This is a genomic window from Bacillus sp. EU63 (assembly GCF_038592915.1).
In the GTDB taxonomy this organism is placed as follows: Bacteria; Bacillota; Bacilli; order Bacillales; family Bacillaceae; genus Bacillus; species Bacillus velezensis.
Genome location: NZ_CP151944.1, coordinates 1,010,922 through 1,029,291, shown reverse-complemented (window position 1 = coordinate 1,029,291; position 18,370 = coordinate 1,010,922). Strand labels below are relative to the sequence as shown.

17 protein-coding genes are annotated in these 18,370 nt (G+C 48.0%); 10 read left to right on the top strand and 7 right to left on the bottom strand.

Annotation, left to right across the window (positions count from 1 at the left end; all coding sequences use genetic code 11):
• The first annotated feature begins 54 nt into the window (after positions 1-54).
• From NYE38_RS05285 to NYE38_RS05260, 6 genes are all read left to right on the top strand, one after another.
• The gene (locus NYE38_RS05285) at positions 55-1,578 is read left to right on the top strand and encodes an FAD-dependent oxidoreductase (protein WP_014417355.1); all 1,524 of its coding nucleotides are present in this window, start codon (positions 55-57) and stop codon (positions 1,576-1,578) included.
• A gap of 122 nt (positions 1,579-1,700) precedes the next feature.
• Positions 1,701-2,993, top strand: a complete 1,293-nt coding sequence (locus tag NYE38_RS05280; RefSeq protein ID WP_017417400.1) for a globin-coupled sensor protein — start codon at positions 1,701-1,703, stop codon at positions 2,991-2,993.
• Positions 2,994-3,123: 130 nt separating this feature from the next.
• Positions 3,124-3,681 carry a biotin transporter BioY gene (locus NYE38_RS05275; protein ID WP_014304743.1) on the top strand — a complete coding sequence of 186 codons (558 nt, stop codon included), beginning with the start codon at positions 3,124-3,126 and terminating at the stop codon, positions 3,679-3,681.
• Positions 3,682-3,692: 11 nt separating this feature from the next.
• Complete coding sequence (locus NYE38_RS05270; RefSeq protein WP_285001897.1) at positions 3,693-5,129, top strand: acyl-CoA synthetase; 1,437 nt, start codon at positions 3,693-3,695, stop codon at positions 5,127-5,129.
• On the top strand, positions 5,117-6,208 hold the full coding sequence (locus tag NYE38_RS05265; RefSeq protein ID WP_340803065.1) for an acetyl-CoA C-acyltransferase: 1,092 nt from the start codon (positions 5,117-5,119) through the stop codon (positions 6,206-6,208). Before NYE38_RS05270 ends, NYE38_RS05265 begins: the two co-directional genes overlap by 13 nt.
• A 50-nt stretch (positions 6,209-6,258) precedes the next feature.
• Positions 6,259-6,834 (top strand): histidine phosphatase family protein, encoded by a 576-nt coding sequence (locus NYE38_RS05260; RefSeq protein WP_007610462.1) that lies wholly within the window; start codon positions 6,259-6,261, stop codon positions 6,832-6,834.
• Between the two features lie 15 nt (positions 6,835-6,849).
• On the opposite strand, the gene NYE38_RS05255 is transcribed toward NYE38_RS05260, so the two are convergent.
• Positions 6,850-7,728: an ABC transporter substrate-binding protein gene (locus tag NYE38_RS05255; RefSeq protein WP_285001896.1), complete on the bottom strand. Its 879-nt coding sequence runs from the start codon at positions 7,726-7,728 to the stop codon at positions 6,850-6,852.
• Between the two features lie 488 nt (positions 7,729-8,216).
• On the opposite strand from NYE38_RS05255, the gene NYE38_RS05250 reads away from it, so the two are divergent.
• Positions 8,217-9,365 carry a S8 family peptidase gene (locus NYE38_RS05250; RefSeq protein ID WP_021494939.1) on the top strand — a complete coding sequence of 383 codons (1,149 nt, stop codon included), beginning with the start codon at positions 8,217-8,219 and terminating at the stop codon, positions 9,363-9,365.
• A gap of 44 nt (positions 9,366-9,409) precedes the next feature.
• On the opposite strand, the gene NYE38_RS05245 is transcribed toward NYE38_RS05250, so the two are convergent.
• A complete protein-coding gene (locus NYE38_RS05245; protein WP_003155197.1) occupies positions 9,410-10,660 on the bottom strand; it encodes a M48 family metallopeptidase in 1,251 nt (416 codons plus the stop codon).
• A 153-nt stretch (positions 10,661-10,813) separates the two neighbouring features.
• Between NYE38_RS05245 and NYE38_RS05240 the strand changes: the two genes are divergently transcribed.
• Complete coding sequence (locus tag NYE38_RS05240) at positions 10,814-11,209, top strand: hypothetical protein (protein WP_007409201.1); 396 nt, start codon at positions 10,814-10,816, stop codon at positions 11,207-11,209.
• Between the two features lie 47 nt (positions 11,210-11,256).
• On the opposite strand, the gene NYE38_RS05235 is transcribed toward NYE38_RS05240, so the two are convergent.
• The 4 genes from NYE38_RS05235 to NYE38_RS05220 form a co-directional block, all read right to left on the bottom strand.
• Entirely contained in the window at positions 11,257-12,798 is a 1,542-nt protein-coding gene (locus NYE38_RS05235; RefSeq protein WP_172868849.1) for a fatty acid--CoA ligase family protein, read from the bottom strand.
• A gap of 131 nt (positions 12,799-12,929) precedes the next feature.
• Positions 12,930-13,574, bottom strand: coding sequence for an SDR family oxidoreductase (locus NYE38_RS05230; RefSeq protein ID WP_017417391.1), 645 nt, complete (start codon positions 13,572-13,574; stop codon positions 12,930-12,932).
• An 80-nt stretch (positions 13,575-13,654) separates the two neighbouring features.
• Positions 13,655-14,650 carry a lipoate--protein ligase LplJ gene (gene lplJ, locus NYE38_RS05225; RefSeq protein ID WP_159353981.1) on the bottom strand — a complete coding sequence of 332 codons (996 nt, stop codon included), beginning with the start codon at positions 14,648-14,650 and terminating at the stop codon, positions 13,655-13,657.
• Positions 14,651-14,662: 12 nt separating this feature from the next.
• Entirely contained in the window at positions 14,663-15,397 is a 735-nt protein-coding gene (locus tag NYE38_RS05220; protein WP_224988480.1) for an MBL fold metallo-hydrolase, read from the bottom strand.
• Positions 15,398-15,554: 157 nt separating this feature from the next.
• On the opposite strand from NYE38_RS05220, the gene yhfH reads away from it, so the two are divergent.
• A complete protein-coding gene (gene yhfH / locus NYE38_RS05215) occupies positions 15,555-15,689 on the top strand; it encodes a protein YhfH (RefSeq protein ID WP_003155209.1) in 135 nt (44 codons plus the stop codon).
• Positions 15,690-15,923: 234 nt separating this feature from the next.
• Positions 15,924-17,213, top strand: coding sequence for a cation:dicarboxylase symporter family transporter (locus tag NYE38_RS05210; RefSeq protein ID WP_003155211.1), 1,290 nt, complete (start codon positions 15,924-15,926; stop codon positions 17,211-17,213).
• A gap of 40 nt (positions 17,214-17,253) precedes the next feature.
• Here NYE38_RS05210 and NYE38_RS05205 read toward each other — a convergent pair whose 3' ends face one another.
• The gene (locus tag NYE38_RS05205; protein ID WP_014417344.1) at positions 17,254-18,294 is read right to left on the bottom strand and encodes a M42 family metallopeptidase; all 1,041 of its coding nucleotides are present in this window, start codon (positions 18,292-18,294) and stop codon (positions 17,254-17,256) included.
• Between the last annotated feature and the right edge of the window lie 76 nt (positions 18,295-18,370).

Here is an 18,370-nt window from a genome sequence, read left to right as displayed (position 1 = left end):
AACAGAGTCTTATTGGAAAAATTAAGAATATACAACAGAGGAGGTAAATCTGAATTGACTACTTTTTCAAACGAGGAACCGGCTTCCTATTGGAAAGCAACAGCTGACATTCCTTCCTTTCCCGCCCTCACTGAAGATACGGAATGTGACGTTGCGGTTATCGGCGGAGGAATTACGGGCCTGACAACGGCATATGAACTGACGAAAAGAGGTTTCCGTGTCGCTGTCATTGAAGCAGACCGGATTTTAAACGGGACGACCGCGGGCACGACCGCAAAAATCACCGCCCAGCATGATTTCATCTATGCCGATCTTATTCAGCAGATCGGACAGACCAGCGCAAGGCTGTATTTCGAAGCCCATCTCCGCGCCATGGAAGACATGAAGCAGATCATCAAGGACCTTTCGATTGACTGCAGACTGATTGAACAAGACGCATATCTTTACACCAATACAGAATCAGGCGCCAAAAAAATCCGCAGTGAGCAGGAAGCTTATACCAAGCTCGGTATTGAACACGAGCTTGTGAAAGAACTTCCCGTCCCTGTTGATTGCAGGCTCGGCCTCGCCATGAAGAATCAGGCGCAATTCCATCCGCTTTTATATGGCGCGGCGCTCGTCAAAGAGATCGTTAAAAACGGGGCGCGGATTTTTGAACAGACGGCTGCGATCGACATAAAAAAAGAACCGCAGCCGGAAGTGGTCACGAAAAACAGACACGGCATCAAGTGCAGCTACATTGTCTGCTCTTCCCACTTTCCTTTTTATGACGGAGGCGGGCTTTACGCCGCCAGAATGTATGCCAGCAGATCCTACGTACTCGCGGTAAAACCGAAACAAGCGTATCCGGACGGGATGTATCTCAGCATAGACAAGCCGTCCAGATCACTGCGATACACCGATTTGAACGGTGAAAAACTGGTTCTTGTCGGCGGCGAAAGCCACAAAACAGGCCAAGGAAAAGAAATGTCCGAGCATTACGAAGCACTGAAACAATTTGCGGAAGACACAATCGGAGTTGAAAGCATCCCATATCATTGGTCTGCACAAGACCTTGTCACCATTGACAAAATTCCGTTCATCGGTCCTATCTCGGGCGATGAAGAACATATTTTGGCGGCGACCGGTTTTAAAAAATGGGGCATGACAAGCTCAGCGCTCGCCGCGAAGCTTTTGGCTGATCATATTCAAAACAAAAAGAACCCGTTTTCCGGCCTGTTTATTCCGTCACGCTTCCACGCAGATCCGGGACTGAAAAAACTGATTTCTTATAATGCCGACGTGGCCAAACACCTTATCTCGGGCAAACTTGAGAGGCCGGACGCTTCACCTGAGACTCTTCGGCCCGGGGAGGGAAAAATCGTAACGGTAAACGGCAAACGGGCCGGCGCCTATAAAGATGAAAAAGGCTGTCTGCATCTTGTCGATACGACATGCACCCATTTGGGCTGTGAGGTCGAATGGAATGACGGCGAACGGACGTGGGACTGTCCTTGTCACGGGTCCCGGTTCACACCTGACGGCGGGGTTGCCGAAGGTCCCGCCATCAAGCCGCTGAAGCGCCTCAGCCAAGATTGACTAAACCATTCTGTACGAATGGTTTTATTTTTTTCCGCATTAAAATATTTTTATCAGATTCCTTCATTCAAGTTCCTTCCATACCGATAAAAAGAAAAAGAGAATATCTGGGGGAACTTATATTGTTATTTAAAAAAGACCGCAAAAAAGAAACAGCTTATTTTTCAGAAGCCGATGGAAAAAAACGCATCGCGCTTTCAAATCAATATGCAGATGTCCAAAAACAGCTGAAAATGGTCAGGCTCGGAAACGAAGAACTTCATGTGCTTGAAGAGCTGCAGCCGTTAATTAAAGAACATATCTCAACAATCGTCGATTCCTTTTACCGAAACCTGGATCACGAAAAGTCATTAATGACGATCATTAACGACCACAGCACGGTGGAGCGCCTGAAAAAAACATTACGGCGTCATATCCATGAGATGTTCGCCGGCACGATTGATGATGAATTCATTGAAAAAAGACAGCGCATTGCTTCCATCCACTTGCGGATCGGCCTTGAACCGAAATGGTATATGGGAGCGTTTCAGGATCTGCTTCTGTCGATGATGAACATATATGAAGCAGCAATTCCGGATTTGCATGAGCTTTTAAAAGCGATCAAAGCGACGACGAAAATATTGAATCTTGAACAGCAGCTCGTCCTTGAAGCATTCCAGAGCGAATATAACTGCCAGCGTGACGAACAAGAGGAAAAGAAAGCCCGTCTTCATCAAAAAATCCAGGAAACATCCGGATCACTCGCTGATTTGTTTTCAGAAACGAGCAGAGCCGTGCAGGAGCTGGTCGATAAATCCGAGGGCATTTCCGAGGCGTCAAAAGCCGGCACCGTCACTTCCGTACATGTCGAAGAAAAATCAATCGGCGGGAAAAAAGAGCTTGAAAGCCAGCAGAAGCAGATGAATAAAATCGACGCCAGCCTTCTGCAGATTGAAGAAGAAATGGACAAGCTGAATGACATCGCCCAGCAGATCGAAAAAATCTTCGGCATCGTGACGGGGATCGCCGAGCAAACGAATCTCCTGTCGCTCAACGCTTCAATAGAATCCGCGAGAGCCGGAGAGCACGGCAAAGGGTTCGCCGTTGTGGCGACGGAGGTAAGAAAGCTTTCAGAGGATACGAAAAAAACCGTTTCCACCGTATCAGAGCTCGTGAACAACACCAATACACAAATCAACATCGTGTCCAAACATATTAAAGATGTCAACGGACTTGTAAGTGAAACGAAAGAAAAAATGGCGCAGATCAACCGTCTGTTTGATGACATCGTCCAAAGCATGAAAACGAGCAAAGACCAGACAGGCAAAATCGACGTTGATTTGCAGGCCTTTCTCGGCGGCCTTCAAGAAGTCAGCCGCGCCGTTTCCCACGTTGCATCATCCGTTGATTCACTTGTTATCCTTACAGAAGAATAAAGATAAACCGACCGGCCTTTTTCATAAAGGGCCGGTCTTTTTAATGTTAACTTAAAATATAATAGAGTTGACATATATAAAGACTCGCTTTATTGTATAAACATATTTTGATAAGCTGGAGGAATACATAATGAAATTGACAGAAATGATGCATATTGCCGTGTTTACCGCCATTATGGGACTTTTGGGGCTGCTCCCGCCGCTTTTCTTATCCTTTACGCCGGTTCCGATTACGCTCCAGACGATCGGTGTGCTCTTATCGGGAAGCATCCTAAAACCGAAAGCGGCGTTTTTAAGCCAATTGCTTTTTTTGCTGATTGTGGCATGCGGAGCGCCTCTCCTTTCAGGCGGCAGAGGCGGGTTCGGGGTTTTTTTCGGGCCGAGCGCCGGATATCTCATCGCATATCCGCTGGCGGCATTACTGCTGAGCCTCAGCATCCAAGGCCTTCGCTCAGCTGCTGTCCCCCATTTGTTTATCAGACAGTTCTTGTTCGGCGTGCTGTTTTTGTATGTCATCGGCATTCCCGTTCAGGCTTTTATAATGCACATTGATATCTTGACTGCCGTAAAGCTCAGCCTCATCTATGTGCCCGGAGATCTGCTTAAAGCGGCCGCAGCCTCATTCGCAGCCGTAAGAATCAGAAAAACTCTTCAAGCAAGCCGGCTTTTGCCGACGAAAGGAAGCTGATTTTAGTCATCATGATTACATCATCATATTCAGATACAGCCGGACAAGCGCCGGAACAGATCGCAATTCAGACAGAAACAGAACAGATCAACTATCAAACTTGGAACAGGCTGGTAAACCAAACTGCAAACTGGCTTGGCAGCCTTATAGATAAGCCCGAAAACATTGCAATATTACTGCCGAACGGCATCCCATTTTTACAACTTTTCGCAGGGGCGGCGCATGCCGGCTGCACGGCGGTTCCGTTAGATCCCCGCTCGGCAGCGGCGGAACTCGCGGACCAGCTGCACATCAGCAAAACCGACCTCGTCATCTGTGACCGCCGGCTGAGCGGCAGACTGGACGGCGTCAAAACGCCTGTCATCCTGTGGGATGAATGCAGGCCTTTGATCGAGGCGGAAAAAACGGAAGGCGCTTTTATCGAAAACACCGGCCTGCCCTTTTATACCGGATTCACCTCGGGATCGACCGGTAAGCCGAAAGCCTTCACCCGCTCTCACCGTTCGTGGCTGGAGAGCTTTTCTTGTACGAAACGTGAATTCGGCATTTCCCCTGATGACAAAGTGCTGGTACCGGGCACGCTTCGCTCGTCACACTTTTTATACAGCGCCGTCAGCACTTTGTTTATCGGCGGAACCGTCATCCTTCAAAGAAAATTCAATCCGGCCGGAATGAAAGACCGGCTCAGACAAGCTGACGTTCTATATACCGTGCCGACAATGACGGACGCCCTGCTCTCACTGGAGGCGTTTCCGGATACACCGCTCAAGGTGATTTCTTCCGGTGCAGACTGGCCCGCTTCGTCTAAACAAGCGCTGTCAGAGCGCTATCCCCATTTGCGGTTGTACGATTTTTACGGAACGTCCGAGCTGAGTTTCGTGGCGTTCTTATCGCCTGAAGACAGCGCCCGAAAGCCTGACGCGGCGGGCCGTCCGTTTGAAAATGTTACAATCGAAATCCGCCGCCCCGGAGGAGAACGCTGCATGCCGGGCGAAACGGGGAAGATTTTTGTGAACAGCCCGATGAAATTTTCCGGATACATCAACGGCGCAAAACCTGATGATTCCGGCTGGATGACGGTTGATGACATGGGATATATCGATCGTGAAGGCTATCTTTATATCGAAGGACGTGAAAACGGGATGATCGTATCAGGCGGCCTGAATGTATTCCCTGAAGAGATAGAACGTGTGCTCAACCGCTGTCCGGGCGTCAGAAAAGCGGCAGTCATCGGCGTTCCTGATGATTATTGGGGCAGCATCGCCGTTGCGGTGATCGACGGACATGCAAATGTAAAGGAACTGAAGAAACAGTGCCGCGAGCAGCTGGCGGCATATAAAATCCCGAAAAAATGGCTGTTTTCAGAAATACCGGAAACAGCCGGCGGAAAGATCGCCCGTGCCGCCGTACAAAAGCAGGCAAAGGACATGATGGAATGGAAGCTGTAATTACGGATGCGAAACGGACGATTTTCGCCCGGGAAAACGGCCTGTTAAAAGACTGTCTCCCAGAAGATTTGGCAGCTCCGCTGATTCGCCATTTGAGCCGGAACATGCCCGAAGACATTGATGAAGTCCTGATCGGAAACGCGACGGGCCGCGGCGGGAATCTCGCCCGGCTGTCAGCCTTGGCCGCCGGACTTCCTTTGAGCGTGTCCGGTACGACCATCGACAGGCAGTGCGGCTCCGGACTGGACGCCGTGAGGGTCGCGTGCCACTTTGTCAAAGCCGGCGCGGGGAGCACGTACATCGCGGGAGGAGCGGAGAGCAGCAGCCGTTCCCCTTTCTCATCCCGGGCGCGCTTTTCTCCTGAACACATCGGCGATCCTGATATGGGCATAGCAGCAGAGTATACGGCACAGGCTTACGGCGTAACGAGAAAGATCCAGGACGAATATGCCCTTCTCAGCTATGAACGGAGCATCAAAGCGCACGAAGACGGCTTGTACCGCCCGGAAATTCTTCCCTGTCACGGATTCGCCGCTGACGAAAACATGCTGAAAAAGCGGAACATGGAGCCTCTCATCTCCCGTGCCAAGCCCGTCTTTCAGTCCGGAGGCTCTGTCACCGCCGCCAACAGCTGCGGAATTTCTGACGGGGCGGCGGCAGTTTGTGTGATGGAAGAACAAAAAGCGCGGTCTCTCGGTTTAAAGCCGGGATTGCGTTTTATCGGAAGTGCGGTAAGCGGCGTCCACCCGCATTATCCGTCAGCAGCTCCGGTTTATGCCGTCAAAAAACTTTTGAAGGAACGGGACCTGTCACCGGATGATATTGATATATACGAAATCAACGAGGCGTTTGCCGTCAAAATATGCGTTTTTTCACAGCAGCTTCGAGTGCCTTATTCTAAAATAAATGTCCGGGGCGGCGCTCTGGCGGTCGGGCATCCGTACGGGGCTTCCGGGGCGGCGCTTGTCACCCGGCTTTTTTATGAAGCAAAAAGACGCCCGGATGCCCGCTACGCAGCAGCAGCGATCGGCAGCGGAGGCGGAGTCGGACTGGCGCTTCTCTTTGAAGTGTTAACGTAACGGCAGTATAATAGATGATATCGATAAAAAATGATCGGAGTGGAGACTTTATGACTGCCGTTTGTTTAGTAAGACATGGAGAGACTGATTGGAATGCCCAAAAGAAGCTTCAAGGCAAATCGGATATTCCGTTAAATGCGACGGGAGAGCGTCAGGCGAAAGAAACAGGAGAGTACTTAAAGGGGTCCGAATGGGATGTCATCGTCTCAAGCCCGATGAAACGGGCCAGAAAAACAGCTGACATTATTAACGGGTTTTTGAATCTTCCCATTGTGGTCATGGAAGATTTCAGAGAACGGAGCTACGGTGATGCGGAAGGAATGTCTTTACCGGAACGGTCGAAGCGCTACCCGGATAAAAACTACCCGAACATGGAGACAGCAGAAGAGCTGACAGACAGAATGCTTGCCGGTTTAGTGAAAGTTCAGGAGCGGTTTCCTGAGCAAAAAGTTCTGATCGTCGCTCACGGCGCAGCCATTCACGCGCTCTTGTCGGCCATTTCTGACGGTGATACCGACATCCAAAACGCAAAGCTTGTCAATGCGTGCCTGAGCAATATCGAACGAATTGAAAATAAGTGGCGCGTCAAAGATTACAATGTAAGCAGCCACCTATCAGAATCATAACAAAAAGGCCCGAATTCAGTTTTGGGCCTTTTTGGCGAGCATTTTTTTCTGCAGATCATGTAATATGGCGTCCGCCCCGTCAATGCTCCGGCGCTCCGTCCATACCGCCCTGTCCGCGCAGTAAACGTGTCCGTTTTTTACGGCTGTCAGCTGTTTCCAGAGGTGATTTTTTTCGAGTTCTTTCTCACCGTCCAACAGTACGATGTAATCAGGATCGATATGCAAAAGCTGCCCGGGCGTCATCTTGATAGAGTCTGATTTCCCGCCGGAATTCGTCTGAACCGCATAGGTAAACCCTGCGAGCGTCAAAAGCCGGGACGTAAAAAACTGATCATCCTTTACGGAAATGCTGTCATTTGCAGCGTCAATTAATAAAATCGTGCCGCCTTCTGCATCCAGCTTTCTTTTGATGTCATTCAGCTTTTCTTCCTGAGCCGACAATTGTTTCTCTATGATGCCATCTTTACCGACCGCCTTTTCAATAGTAAGGGCAGCATCAACCGCATCCTGATAATCCGCAGCTTCATTTTTTAAAGCGATTGTCGGAGCGATCTTTGTCAGTTTTCGGTATATCCCCCTGTGAAGGCTTGAGTCTGCAATGATGAGATCGGGCTTTAACGAAGTGATCTTTTTCAAATCGGGATATGACGGGGGCCCGACGGACGGACTGCCCTCGTTTCGCTCTGTCCGATTATCCGCCGCAGCCACAGGCTTTATGCCGAGATCATGGAGAATATCATTAAAGCCCGGATTCAACACGGCAACGCGCTGCGGGTGCGCAGCCACATGCGCCGTCCCCAGATCGTGCCTGACGGCGGTTTCATGTTCCTGTTCTGAACATGCCGTTATGAAGAGAACGGATAAGATCATCAGCATACTGAAAATTGGTTTCATCTGTTCCCCCTCTTTCATTTTTCCGCAATTATATCATTGACAATATAAGTATCAATGATATTCATTATCATTATTTTTATAAAATGGTTTCCAGCTTTTCTACGTCAAGAAAGCCGAAGACTGATTCATGCCGGCCGCTTTATTTCATTCCGCTTTCGTTTCCATCAGACTTCTGCATTCAACAAAAGGTGACATTTATCCTGTTTTTGCCGCAGCTTCCAAAAATGGAATCAAACCGTTCGACCCAGCAAACAAGAGAGCGATCGCGGCTGTGTACAAATACTCATGTCCTTCCATCGGTTTTTTCCATTAAAATTTAAATATTTCGGGTTCCTATTAAACGAAAGAGAGATGATATACCTAAATAGAAATAAAACAAACTGAAAAAAATTGGGTCTACTAAAATATTATTCCATGCTATACAATTAATCCACAGAATAATCTGTCTATTGGTTGTTCTGCAAATGAAAAAAAGGAGAGGATAAAGAGTGAGAGGCAAAAAGGTATGGATCAGTTTGCTGTTTGCTTTAGCGTTAATCTTTACGATGGCGTTCGGCAGCACGTCTCCTGCCCATGCGGCAGGGAAATCAAACGGGGAAAAGAAATACATTGTCGGATTTAAACAGACAATGAGCACGATGAGCGCCGCTAAGAAAAAAGATGTCATTTCTGAAAAAGGCGGGAAAGTGCAAAAGCAATTCAAATATGTAGACGCAGCTTCAGCTACATTAAATGAAAAAGCTGTAAAAGAGCTGAAAAAAGACCCTAGCGTTGCTTACGTTGAAGAAGATCACGTTGCACAGGCGTACGCGCAGTCCGTGCCTTACGGCGTATCACAGATTAAAGCCCCTGCTCTGCACTCTCAAGGCTTCACCGGATCAAATGTTAAAGTAGCGGTTATCGACAGCGGTATCGATTCTTCTCATCCTGATTTAAAGGTAGCAGGCGGAGCCAGCATGGTTCCTTCTGAAACAAATCCTTTCCAAGACAACAACTCTCACGGAACTCACGTTGCCGGTACAGTTGCGGCTCTTAATAACTCAGTCGGTGTATTAGGCGTTGCGCCAAGCGCATCTCTTTACGCTGTAAAAGTTCTCGGCGCTGACGGTTCCGGCCAGTACAGCTGGATCATTAACGGAATTGAGTGGGCGATCGCAAACAATATGGACGTTATTAACATGAGCCTCGGCGGACCTTCTGGTTCTGCAGCGTTAAAAGCGGCAGTTGACAAAGCCGTTGCTTCCGGCATCGTAGTCGTTGCGGCAGCCGGTAACGAAGGCACTTCGGGCGGCTCAAGCACAGTGGGCTATCCTGGTAAATACCCTTCTGTCATTGCGGTAGGCGCTGTTAACAGCAGCAACCAAAGAGCATCTTTCTCAAGCGTAGGTTCTGAGCTTGATGTCATGGCACCAGGCGTCTCTATCCAAAGCACGCTTCCTGGAAACAAATACGGCGCGTACAATGGTACGTCAATGGCATCTCCGCACGTTGCCGGAGCGGCTGCTTTGATTCTTTCTAAGCACCCGAACTGGACAAACACTCAAGTCCGCAGCAGTTTAGAAAACACCACTACAAAACTTGGTGATGCTTTCTACTACGGAAAAGGGCTGATCAACGTACAGGCGGCAGCTCAGTAAAACATAAAAAACCGGCGTCGGCCATGGCCCCGCCGGTTTTTTTATTATTTTTCTTCCTCCGCATGTTCAATCCGCTCCATGATCGACGGGTGGCTCCCTCTGAAGATTTTGACGAGAAACGGCGGGTTGACCCGGCTCAGTCCCGTATCGGCCAAGTCCTGAAACGTCTCAATCGCCGCTTCCCGGTTTCCGGTCAGCTCGATGCCGTAACGGTCGGCGGCGTTTTCCTGATACCTGGAGACGGCATTCGTAATCGGATCAGAAGCAAAACTGAGAACGGATATGAGCAGCAATAACAGCGGGAGGGCGGCCAGATCTTCAGGCCCCTTTATATGGAGCATTCGGCCGAAGAATTTGGACAGCCGCTTATAAAGCTTGTCAATGATATAGAACCCGGCTAATGACAGCAGCAGATACCCGGCCAGTCCGATGTACACGTGCTTCATCACATAGTGCCCCATCTCATGCCCCATAATGAACAAAATTTCCCGATCCTTCAGTTTGTTAAGCGTCGTATCCCACAAAACGATTCGCTTATTCGAACCGATCCCCGTCACATACGCATTCAGCGCATTCGTTTTCTCCGACATATTTACTTCATAAACATGGCTGGCCGGAATGTCGGCCTTGTCGGCAAGCGACAAAATTTTGCTTTCCAGCTCCTTGTCTTTCAGCGGATAGAAATCATTGTATAAAGGATCAATCACGACCGGCTGCAGGAAAAACAAAAACAGGGTAAACGGCACAGTAAGACACCAAGCGTAAAACCACCATTTTTTTGTATGCTTTGTGATCAGCCAGTAAAACACAAGCACACACACGGCAAACAGCGGAAAGCTGATCCAGAAATCAATGACATGGTCTCTTATCCAGCTCGCTGCTGTCTGCGTCGAAATATGATACGCAAGCGAAACCCGATATCCGATCCACTCAAGCGGAAGCGAAGCCGCCGTAACGATGAGTGAAATCACAAAGACGAAGCTTACGATTTGCAGCACCCGAAAGCGCACCGCTGCTTCCAGCCAATGCTTTATTTTTTTGGCAAGCCCCGTAATGAGCAGCAGAAAAAATAAAAACCAATCTAACGGCGCTCCGATGAAAAATAAAAAATCCTTTACATTTGAAAAGTTTTCAGCGGCTGCCAGGCGGCCCGGGTCCATAAACGAGGACGGATCGGCTTTCGTTCCCTTTACGGCCTCCGGGACGGCGGAGTCTCCTGTCATAAAGAAATACCAATAGAAAAAAAGGCCGTACAGCACATAGGCAAGTCCCGCTGCCGCTATCCATTTGCGCATGGAAGTCTCCCTCCTTAGCCTTATGACTTACTCCTATTGTAAGCATAAATGCAAATAAATAGAACCAAGCCTCCAAACGGATGTTAATCTTTTCACAACAGAAAAGAATGGAACAACAGGAAGCGGGAAAGACTAAAAGACGGAGTGATGAATATGAAAAAAATAATCGCGTTTATTGTAGTAATCGCCCTTTTGGTTATTGCTTTCTTCTATGTATACAGCCGGACCGGCGATGTGTTTCCATCAAGCAACGCAGATCTGATTATTCTGTCTGAGCACGGAAAAAAAGAAATCAAAATTAAAGACAGGCAGAATGTAAAAGATATGCTCGATATCTTGAACCAAGGAAAACAAGTCAAACTGACCAAAAGCGTGTCTCCCGATTACGACGGAACGGTCAAATACCATGAAGACCGTTTTGATTCATTCAGCATGTGGCTCGAAGGCGGCAATTATATGATGTACAAGTATAAAAACACGTATTACAAACTGACCCGGCATGATACGAAGCTTGTGCAAAGCATCATTAAGGAAGAATCGCAGAGCTGACCGGATCAGCATGTAAAAGCGAAGCCCCCGGCTTCGCTTTTCGTCCGTCATTTCGGAAGCATGTCCCGGACCGCCCGTCTCAGCAGCTTCCCGGTCGCATTCTTCGGAATTTCCTCAAGAAAAACCACTTCCGCCGGCCGTTTATATTTTGCCAAATGTGTTTCACAGTAATCAAAAACCGCCTGCTCTGTCAGCTCACCGTCCCCAGGCACTATATAAGCATGCACCGCTTCCCCCGTTTTGGCGTCAGGAACGCCGATGACCACGGCTTCTTTAATGCCCTCATGGCTGTAGAGCACTTCTTCTACTTCGCGCGGATAGACGTTGTATCCGCCGACGAGAATCATATCTTTTTTTCTGTCGACGATATAAAAATAACCGTCTTCGTCGCGCTTCGCCAAATCACCCGTGTACAGCCAGCCGTCTTTCAGCGCGTGCTCCGTCTCCTCGGGCATCTTGTAATAGCCTTTCATCACATTCGGCCCTTTCACGATCAATTCTCCCACTTGATGGTCGGGCAATTCGCGTCCGAGTGTATCGACGACTTTATTTTCGACATGTAAAATATTCGTCCCGATCGAGCCGGGCTTTCTCCCCCGGTCAAACGGATTAAAACAAGTAACCGGCGACGCTTCAGAAAGTCCGTACCCCTCCAGAATGGTGACGTCAAAGGTTTGTTCAAACGTCTGCAACAGAGCGACCGGCATGGAGGCGCCGCCTGAAATGCACAGTCTGACGGACGCAAAATCCTCCGCCTTGCCGTGCTCGTATTGATACAGATAGTTATACATCGTCGGAACGCCTGCAAAAATGGTTGCCTGACGGCTTTTAATCAGTTTAAACACAGAAGCCGGGCTGAATTGCGGCTCGATTAAGACACACGCTCCGCTCATCAGAGGCGCATTCATACAAACGGTTAAACAAAAAACGTGAAACATCGGCAATGCCGCCACAATTTTGTCTTTCTCATTCATTCCTAAGTATCCGGCGACATCATTTGCATTGGAGAAAAGATTCTGATGGGTGAGCATGGCGCCTTTCGGTTTTCCGGTCGTCCCTGAGGTGTATAAAATGACGGCAGTATCATCTTTTGACAATGTCGGATAAGTTCTGCTGCGCTCCGCCGGGCGAAGTATTTTTGTAAACGTTGTCATTTTTAAGCGCAATTGAGGGTCTTCTGTCGATGGAGCGTTCTCTGCTGTCTGGCTGATAATGATATGCTCCAGCAGCGGCAGCGAGCCGTGCAGGCTTTCAAATACGGGAATTAATAGATCGATGCCGGCGATCGCTTTGACATCGCCGTTTTTCAGCATGTATGCGATTTCTGAAGGTGTATATGCCGGATTAACAGGTATGACGACAATTCCCGCTTTTAACGCGCCGAAAAACGCAATAACAAAGTCAGGCGTATTTCCGAGCAGCAGCGCGAGATGATCCCCTTTTTTCAGTCCCCTGTCCTCCAAGCCGTTTGCAAATGCTTTGATTTTACCTGCCAGCTCCTCATACGTCATGTACTGATCTTGAAACAGACAAGCTGGTTTTTCCGGTTTCTGCGATGCCGTTTCTTCCAATTTGGAAACCAGATTCATTTTCCCACCCCTTTAAAAATGTAATGAATGAATAGTCATTCATTTGTCCGGAATAAACGTTCACTTTTATTATAGAAAAATATAGAAAAACACTCAAGGGCAAAAAGCCCCGAGTGCCGTAAAACCGGAAACTATAATTGTTTCAGCGCTTCACTGACCGGCGTGCCGCCCGCCGTCAGATCGAATGCTTTTTCATACGTATTCGGTTCATCAAGGGATGCGATAACGGTCTTGGCGACATCGTCTCTTGAAATGGAGCCTCTTTCTAAATCGGCCGCGGCTTTGATATTTCCCGTGCCGGGATCATTTAATAACCCGCCCGGCCGGATAATCGTATACGTCAGACCGCTCGCTTCAAGAATTTTATCCGCATAATGCTTTGCGGCGTAATACGGCTTCAGCGCTTCATTCCAATTGCCGCGGTTATGAGCCTGAAGGGCGCTTACCATAATGAACCGCTTGATGCCGGCTTTCTTTGCCGCTTCTATCGCTTTCGCCGCTCCGTCAAGATCAATCAAAAGCGTCTTATCGTATCCGGTGCTTCCTCCTGATCCGGCGGTAAACACAATCGCGTCACAGCCTTCGGCGGCTTTCGCGATGTCTTCCGGGCTTCCTTCCAAATCTGCAAGAACGGCTTCTGTTCCCGCGGCTTGAAGCGCTTCTTTCTGCTCTTGTTTCCGGACCATCGCCCGCAGCGTATGCGTGCCGTCTTTTTGAAACAGCCCGGTCAGCCGCTGTCCGATCTGTCCGTTTGCTCCGATGAGAAATACTTTCATCATGATCCCTCCCTATACATTATGGTTCTATCATTTCACAAAAACGGGCGCTGATTCAAATCATGCGTTCGGCAAATGCTCTAATAAATCAGCTCGAGGAAATCTTCCAGCTCTATTTTACCGAAATACTGTTTCAGATCGATTACGGCCAGCGCCTCCCTGATAGCGGTTCGGTCATACTGTTTTCCGGTCAGTGCCTGTTCGACTTCACTCACATCTTTCGCACCGAAGAAATCACCGAAAATTTTGCAGTCCTGAATGATTCCTTTTTTCACTTCAAGACGCAGATCAATCGATCCGACCGGATAACGTTTCGAATGCTGAAGATTAAATGCGGGCGACCTTCCGAAATTCCAGTCCCAGTTTTGATAGCGCTCTTCGGAAATCTTCCGGATCGCTTTCCAGTCTTCATCGGTCAGTTTATATTCCGGTACTTCGGAAAGATCATTTGTATTAAAAATATGGTGAAGCAGGTGCTTTTTGAATTCGTCCGCCGTCATTTTGTCATCAAGAAACTCGCTGATGTTGGCGACACGGCTTCTGATTGACTTAATGCCTTTTGATTCGATTTTGTCCTTTTTCACTTTCAAGGCTGATACAACATGATCAATGGCGGAATCCAGCATTAATGTTCCGTGGCTGAAAATACGCCCTTTCGTCGAAAATTGAGCGTTGCCGGAAATTTTTCTGCCATCCGCGACGATGTCGTTTCGGCCGCTTAATTCAGCTTCCACACCGAGCTGGCGCAGCGCCTGAATAACGGGTTCGGTGAATTTTTTAAAATTGTGAAAGCTGTCGCCGTCATCCTTGGTGATAAAACTGAAATTCAGATTCCCGAGGTCATGGTAAACCGCACCGCCTCCTGACAGCCTGCGGACGACGATGATTCCGTTATCTTCTACGTATTTCGTATTGATTTCTTCTATTGTGTTTTGGTTCTTCCCGATGATAATCGAGGGCTGATTGACATAAAACAGCAGGTATGTCTGTTCAGGGTCGAGATGCTTCACGCAATATTCCTCGATCGCGAGGTTGATCCTCGGGTCGGTTATGTTTTGATTGTCGATAAATAACATGGTGCTCCTCCTTTATTTCTCCCACTTCAATCCGGAAGCGGCGATTGTCACTTCGCCCTCGAACACGAATTCCGCTTCTTCTTTCAGCTTCCGGTGCTCGCCGAAATGAGGCAGATGCGTGAGAATCAGCTCCCCCGCTCCGGCCTCCTTCGCGATACGTCCGGCTTCCAAACTGTTCATATGGCCGGCTGACGTGCCGTCCTGGTCTGCGTAAAAATTGCACTCGCAGATCAGCAGATCGGCATTTTCCGCAAACGGGATAAACGCGTCCTGGTAGCTTGAATCAGCCGTATACACAACAGAAGCTGAACCGTCAGTAATCCGCATCGCATAACAGGTGACCGGATGCACCGTTTTCAGAAAGGTAATGGTGAACGGCCCGGCAGAAAGCGGGCGGTCCGGCTGATAGGCCACTCCTTTTGTATGCGTTTTATATGTAAGACGCTCAAACTGTTCTATATCAGCATCATGCCCGTAAATCGGCAGTGCATGCGTCCCTTTTCCGAGAAAGGAGCCGACCTGTTTGGCAAATTGAAGCGGCCCGATATCAGCGATGTGATCATGGTGATAATGGGACAAAATGACGGCATCAAGCTCTTCTGCCGGAACATAAGCAAACAGCTTTGATAATACGGCGCTTCCGCAATCGACGAGCAGAGAATAGCCGCCGGACTGAAACAGATAGCCTGAAGTTGCTTCGTTTGCGGCCGGAAAACCGCCGCAGCATCCAATAACTGTAACTTTCATATAATCCTCCGAATGTTTATGATAAAAAGTTCCTTTCCTCCAATATACCTATTTTTCGTACAAATTGCATGTTTTAAACATTGTGCCAAAACAGCCGTTGATTTTCTCTAACTGTTATAATACAATGTAAAGACAAAACAATGAAAGAGGGATGGGTATGTTGGAAAAGATGTCGGATTTTTTCAGAAATTTACCCGGTAAGAAATGCGAAGAATGCGGAAATGAGATTGTTGAGCAGTATGAGTGTCACATTAATTTGTGTAATGACTGCTTGAAAATTAAGGATATGTGACAATAGGGCGCCGCACAATTCTAAGTTGTGCGGCGCCCGTTTTTTTCGGCCCTCATCATACTTTCTGAATAGGGCGTTATTCACCATTATTAGCAATTATCTGTACGTTTTAAAATATTCAGTATTTTCAATCTATATTTTTCTATAGACGGATTGTTTTCTTTTCTATTATAATTTGTTCTAATAGCTATCTTTTTAGATACTTATTGCACTTTTTTCTTCGGGAGGTAATCTATGAAAAAATTACGCTTTGGACTAGCGACGCAAATTTTCGTCGGACTCATACTAGGGGTTGTAGTCGGTGTCATCTGGTACGGCAATCCCGCCATTCCAACATATTTACAGCCTATCGGCGATTTGTTTTTACGCTTAATCAAAATGATAGTGATTCCAATTGTCGTCTCCAGCTTAATCATCGGCGTTGCCGGCGCGGGAAGCGGAAAACAAGTCGGAAAATTAGGCTTCAAAACGATTTTGTATTTTGAGATCATTACCACTTTTGCCATTATTCTCGGGCTGGCTTTGGCGAATCTGTTTCATCCGGGAACAGGCGTTAATATACATGAAGCTCAAAAGACAGATATCAGTCAATATGTTGAAACAGAAAAAGAACAAAATAACAAATCTATCGCAGACACATTCCTGCATATCGTACCGACAAACTTCTTCCAATCATTAGCCGAAGGAGATCTGCTTGCCATTATCTGCTTTACCGTGCTGTTTGCACTCGGCATCTCGGCAATCGGTGAAAAAGGAAAGCCTGTCTTGGCCTTCTTTGAAGGTGTTTCTCATGCGATGTTCCATGTTGTGAACCTGGTCATGAAAGTTGCGCCGTTTGGTGTTTTTGCGTTGATTGGTGTTACCGTTTCCAAATTTGGGCTCAGTTCCCTGCTTTCACTCGGTAAACTGGTCGGTTTAGTATATGTAGCTTTGGCTTTCTTTCTCATTGTTGTATTCGGAATCGTCGGAAAGCTTGCCGGAGTAAACATTTTCAAATTCCTCGCCTATATGAAGGATGAAATTTTATTAGCGTTCAGTACGTCAAGCTCCGAAACCGTACTCCCCCGCGTTATGGAAAAAATGGAGAAAATCGGCTGTCCGAAAGGTATTGTTTCCTTTGTTGTGCCGATCGGATATACCTTTAACTTAGACGGATCTGTGCTGTACCAATCTATCGCCGCTTTATTCCTCGCTCAGGTATACCACATTGACTTGTCCATTTGGCAGCAGATTACCCTTGTGCTTGTCTTGATGGTCACTTCCAAAGGAATGGCTGCCGTGCCCGGGACTTCTTTCGTCGTCCTGCTTGCGACATTAGGCGCATTCAACATTCCTGCAGAAGGCCTTGCATTCATCGCCGGGGTTGACCGGATTATGGACATGGCCCGTACGGTCGTCAATCTGACCGGAAACGCGCTGGCATCCGTTGTAATGTCAAAATGGGAAGGCCAGTATGATCCCGTTAAAGGCGCGAAGGTCATGAGCCTCGCCAAAACAGAACAAAACACAACCATCTCAGGTTAAAATGAAAACCCTGCACGGAATGATTTCCGCGCAGGGTTTTTTATGCCATCGGCGATAGAACGTACCGATGCAAAAGCTTCGCCGTATTAAGAAGCGATAATTCATGCGTGCGTTCAAAAGCGTGTGAAGCGTCAATTCCCGGGCCGATCAGCCCGTGGACGATGTCATGGCCCGAACGGATGGCTGCTGAGGCATCAGAACCGTAATACGGATAAATATCAAGCTGATAATCAATGCCATAGCGCTCCGCAAGCCCGGCCAGATGTTTTCTGAGCTGATAATGGTACGGGCCGCTCGCATCCTTCACGCAAATGGAGACGGTATATTCATCCGTAGACTGGCCGTCTCCGATCGCCCCCATATCAACAGCCAAGTATTCGACGGTCTCAGGAGGAATGTTGGAATTGCCGCCGTAGCCGATTTCTTCATTATTAGAAATCAGAAAATGCGTCGTATACGGAAGTTCGATTTTCTCTTCCGTGATGCGGCGGATTAAATTCAAGAGCAGAGCCACGCTCGCTTTGTCATCAAGATGCCGGGACTTAATAAAGCCGCTCGGCGTAATCTGCACGCGCGGGTCAAATGAGATGAAATCGCCGACCCTGATGCCGAGATCGGACGTCTCTTCCTTCGTCCGGACAGGCTCATCAAGGCGGACTTCCATATTCTCCTGATTCCGCTCTGCCTTGCCGGCGTCCTTGTAGACGTGCACTGAAGTCTGATGCATTAAGATGGTGCCTGTATAGGTTTTGCCGGAAGAAGTTTGGATCTCGCAATATTCCCCTTCAATCGAGTTATATCGGAAGCCGCCGATCAAATCAATCTTCAGCCGGCCGTCCGCCTTTATCTCCTTTACCATCGCGCCGAGCGTATCGACATGCGCCGTCAGCAATCTGTGTTTCTTGTCATCACGGCCGGGAATTGTGACAAAAAGACCGCCTTTGCGGTTTCTGTAAGAGGAGACGCCCCATTCTTTTAAAAGACTTTCTGTATAGGCGATAACCTCGTATGTATTGCCCGTCGGACTCGGAATCGACACCAATTCTTTAATCAGTTCCATCGTATGTTTCATATTTTCCACAGGTCATTCCTCCTATCAATTTTATTCTTCTTAAAATATACTCTTTTGATCCATAACCCGTCCAATCTTTTCCTTC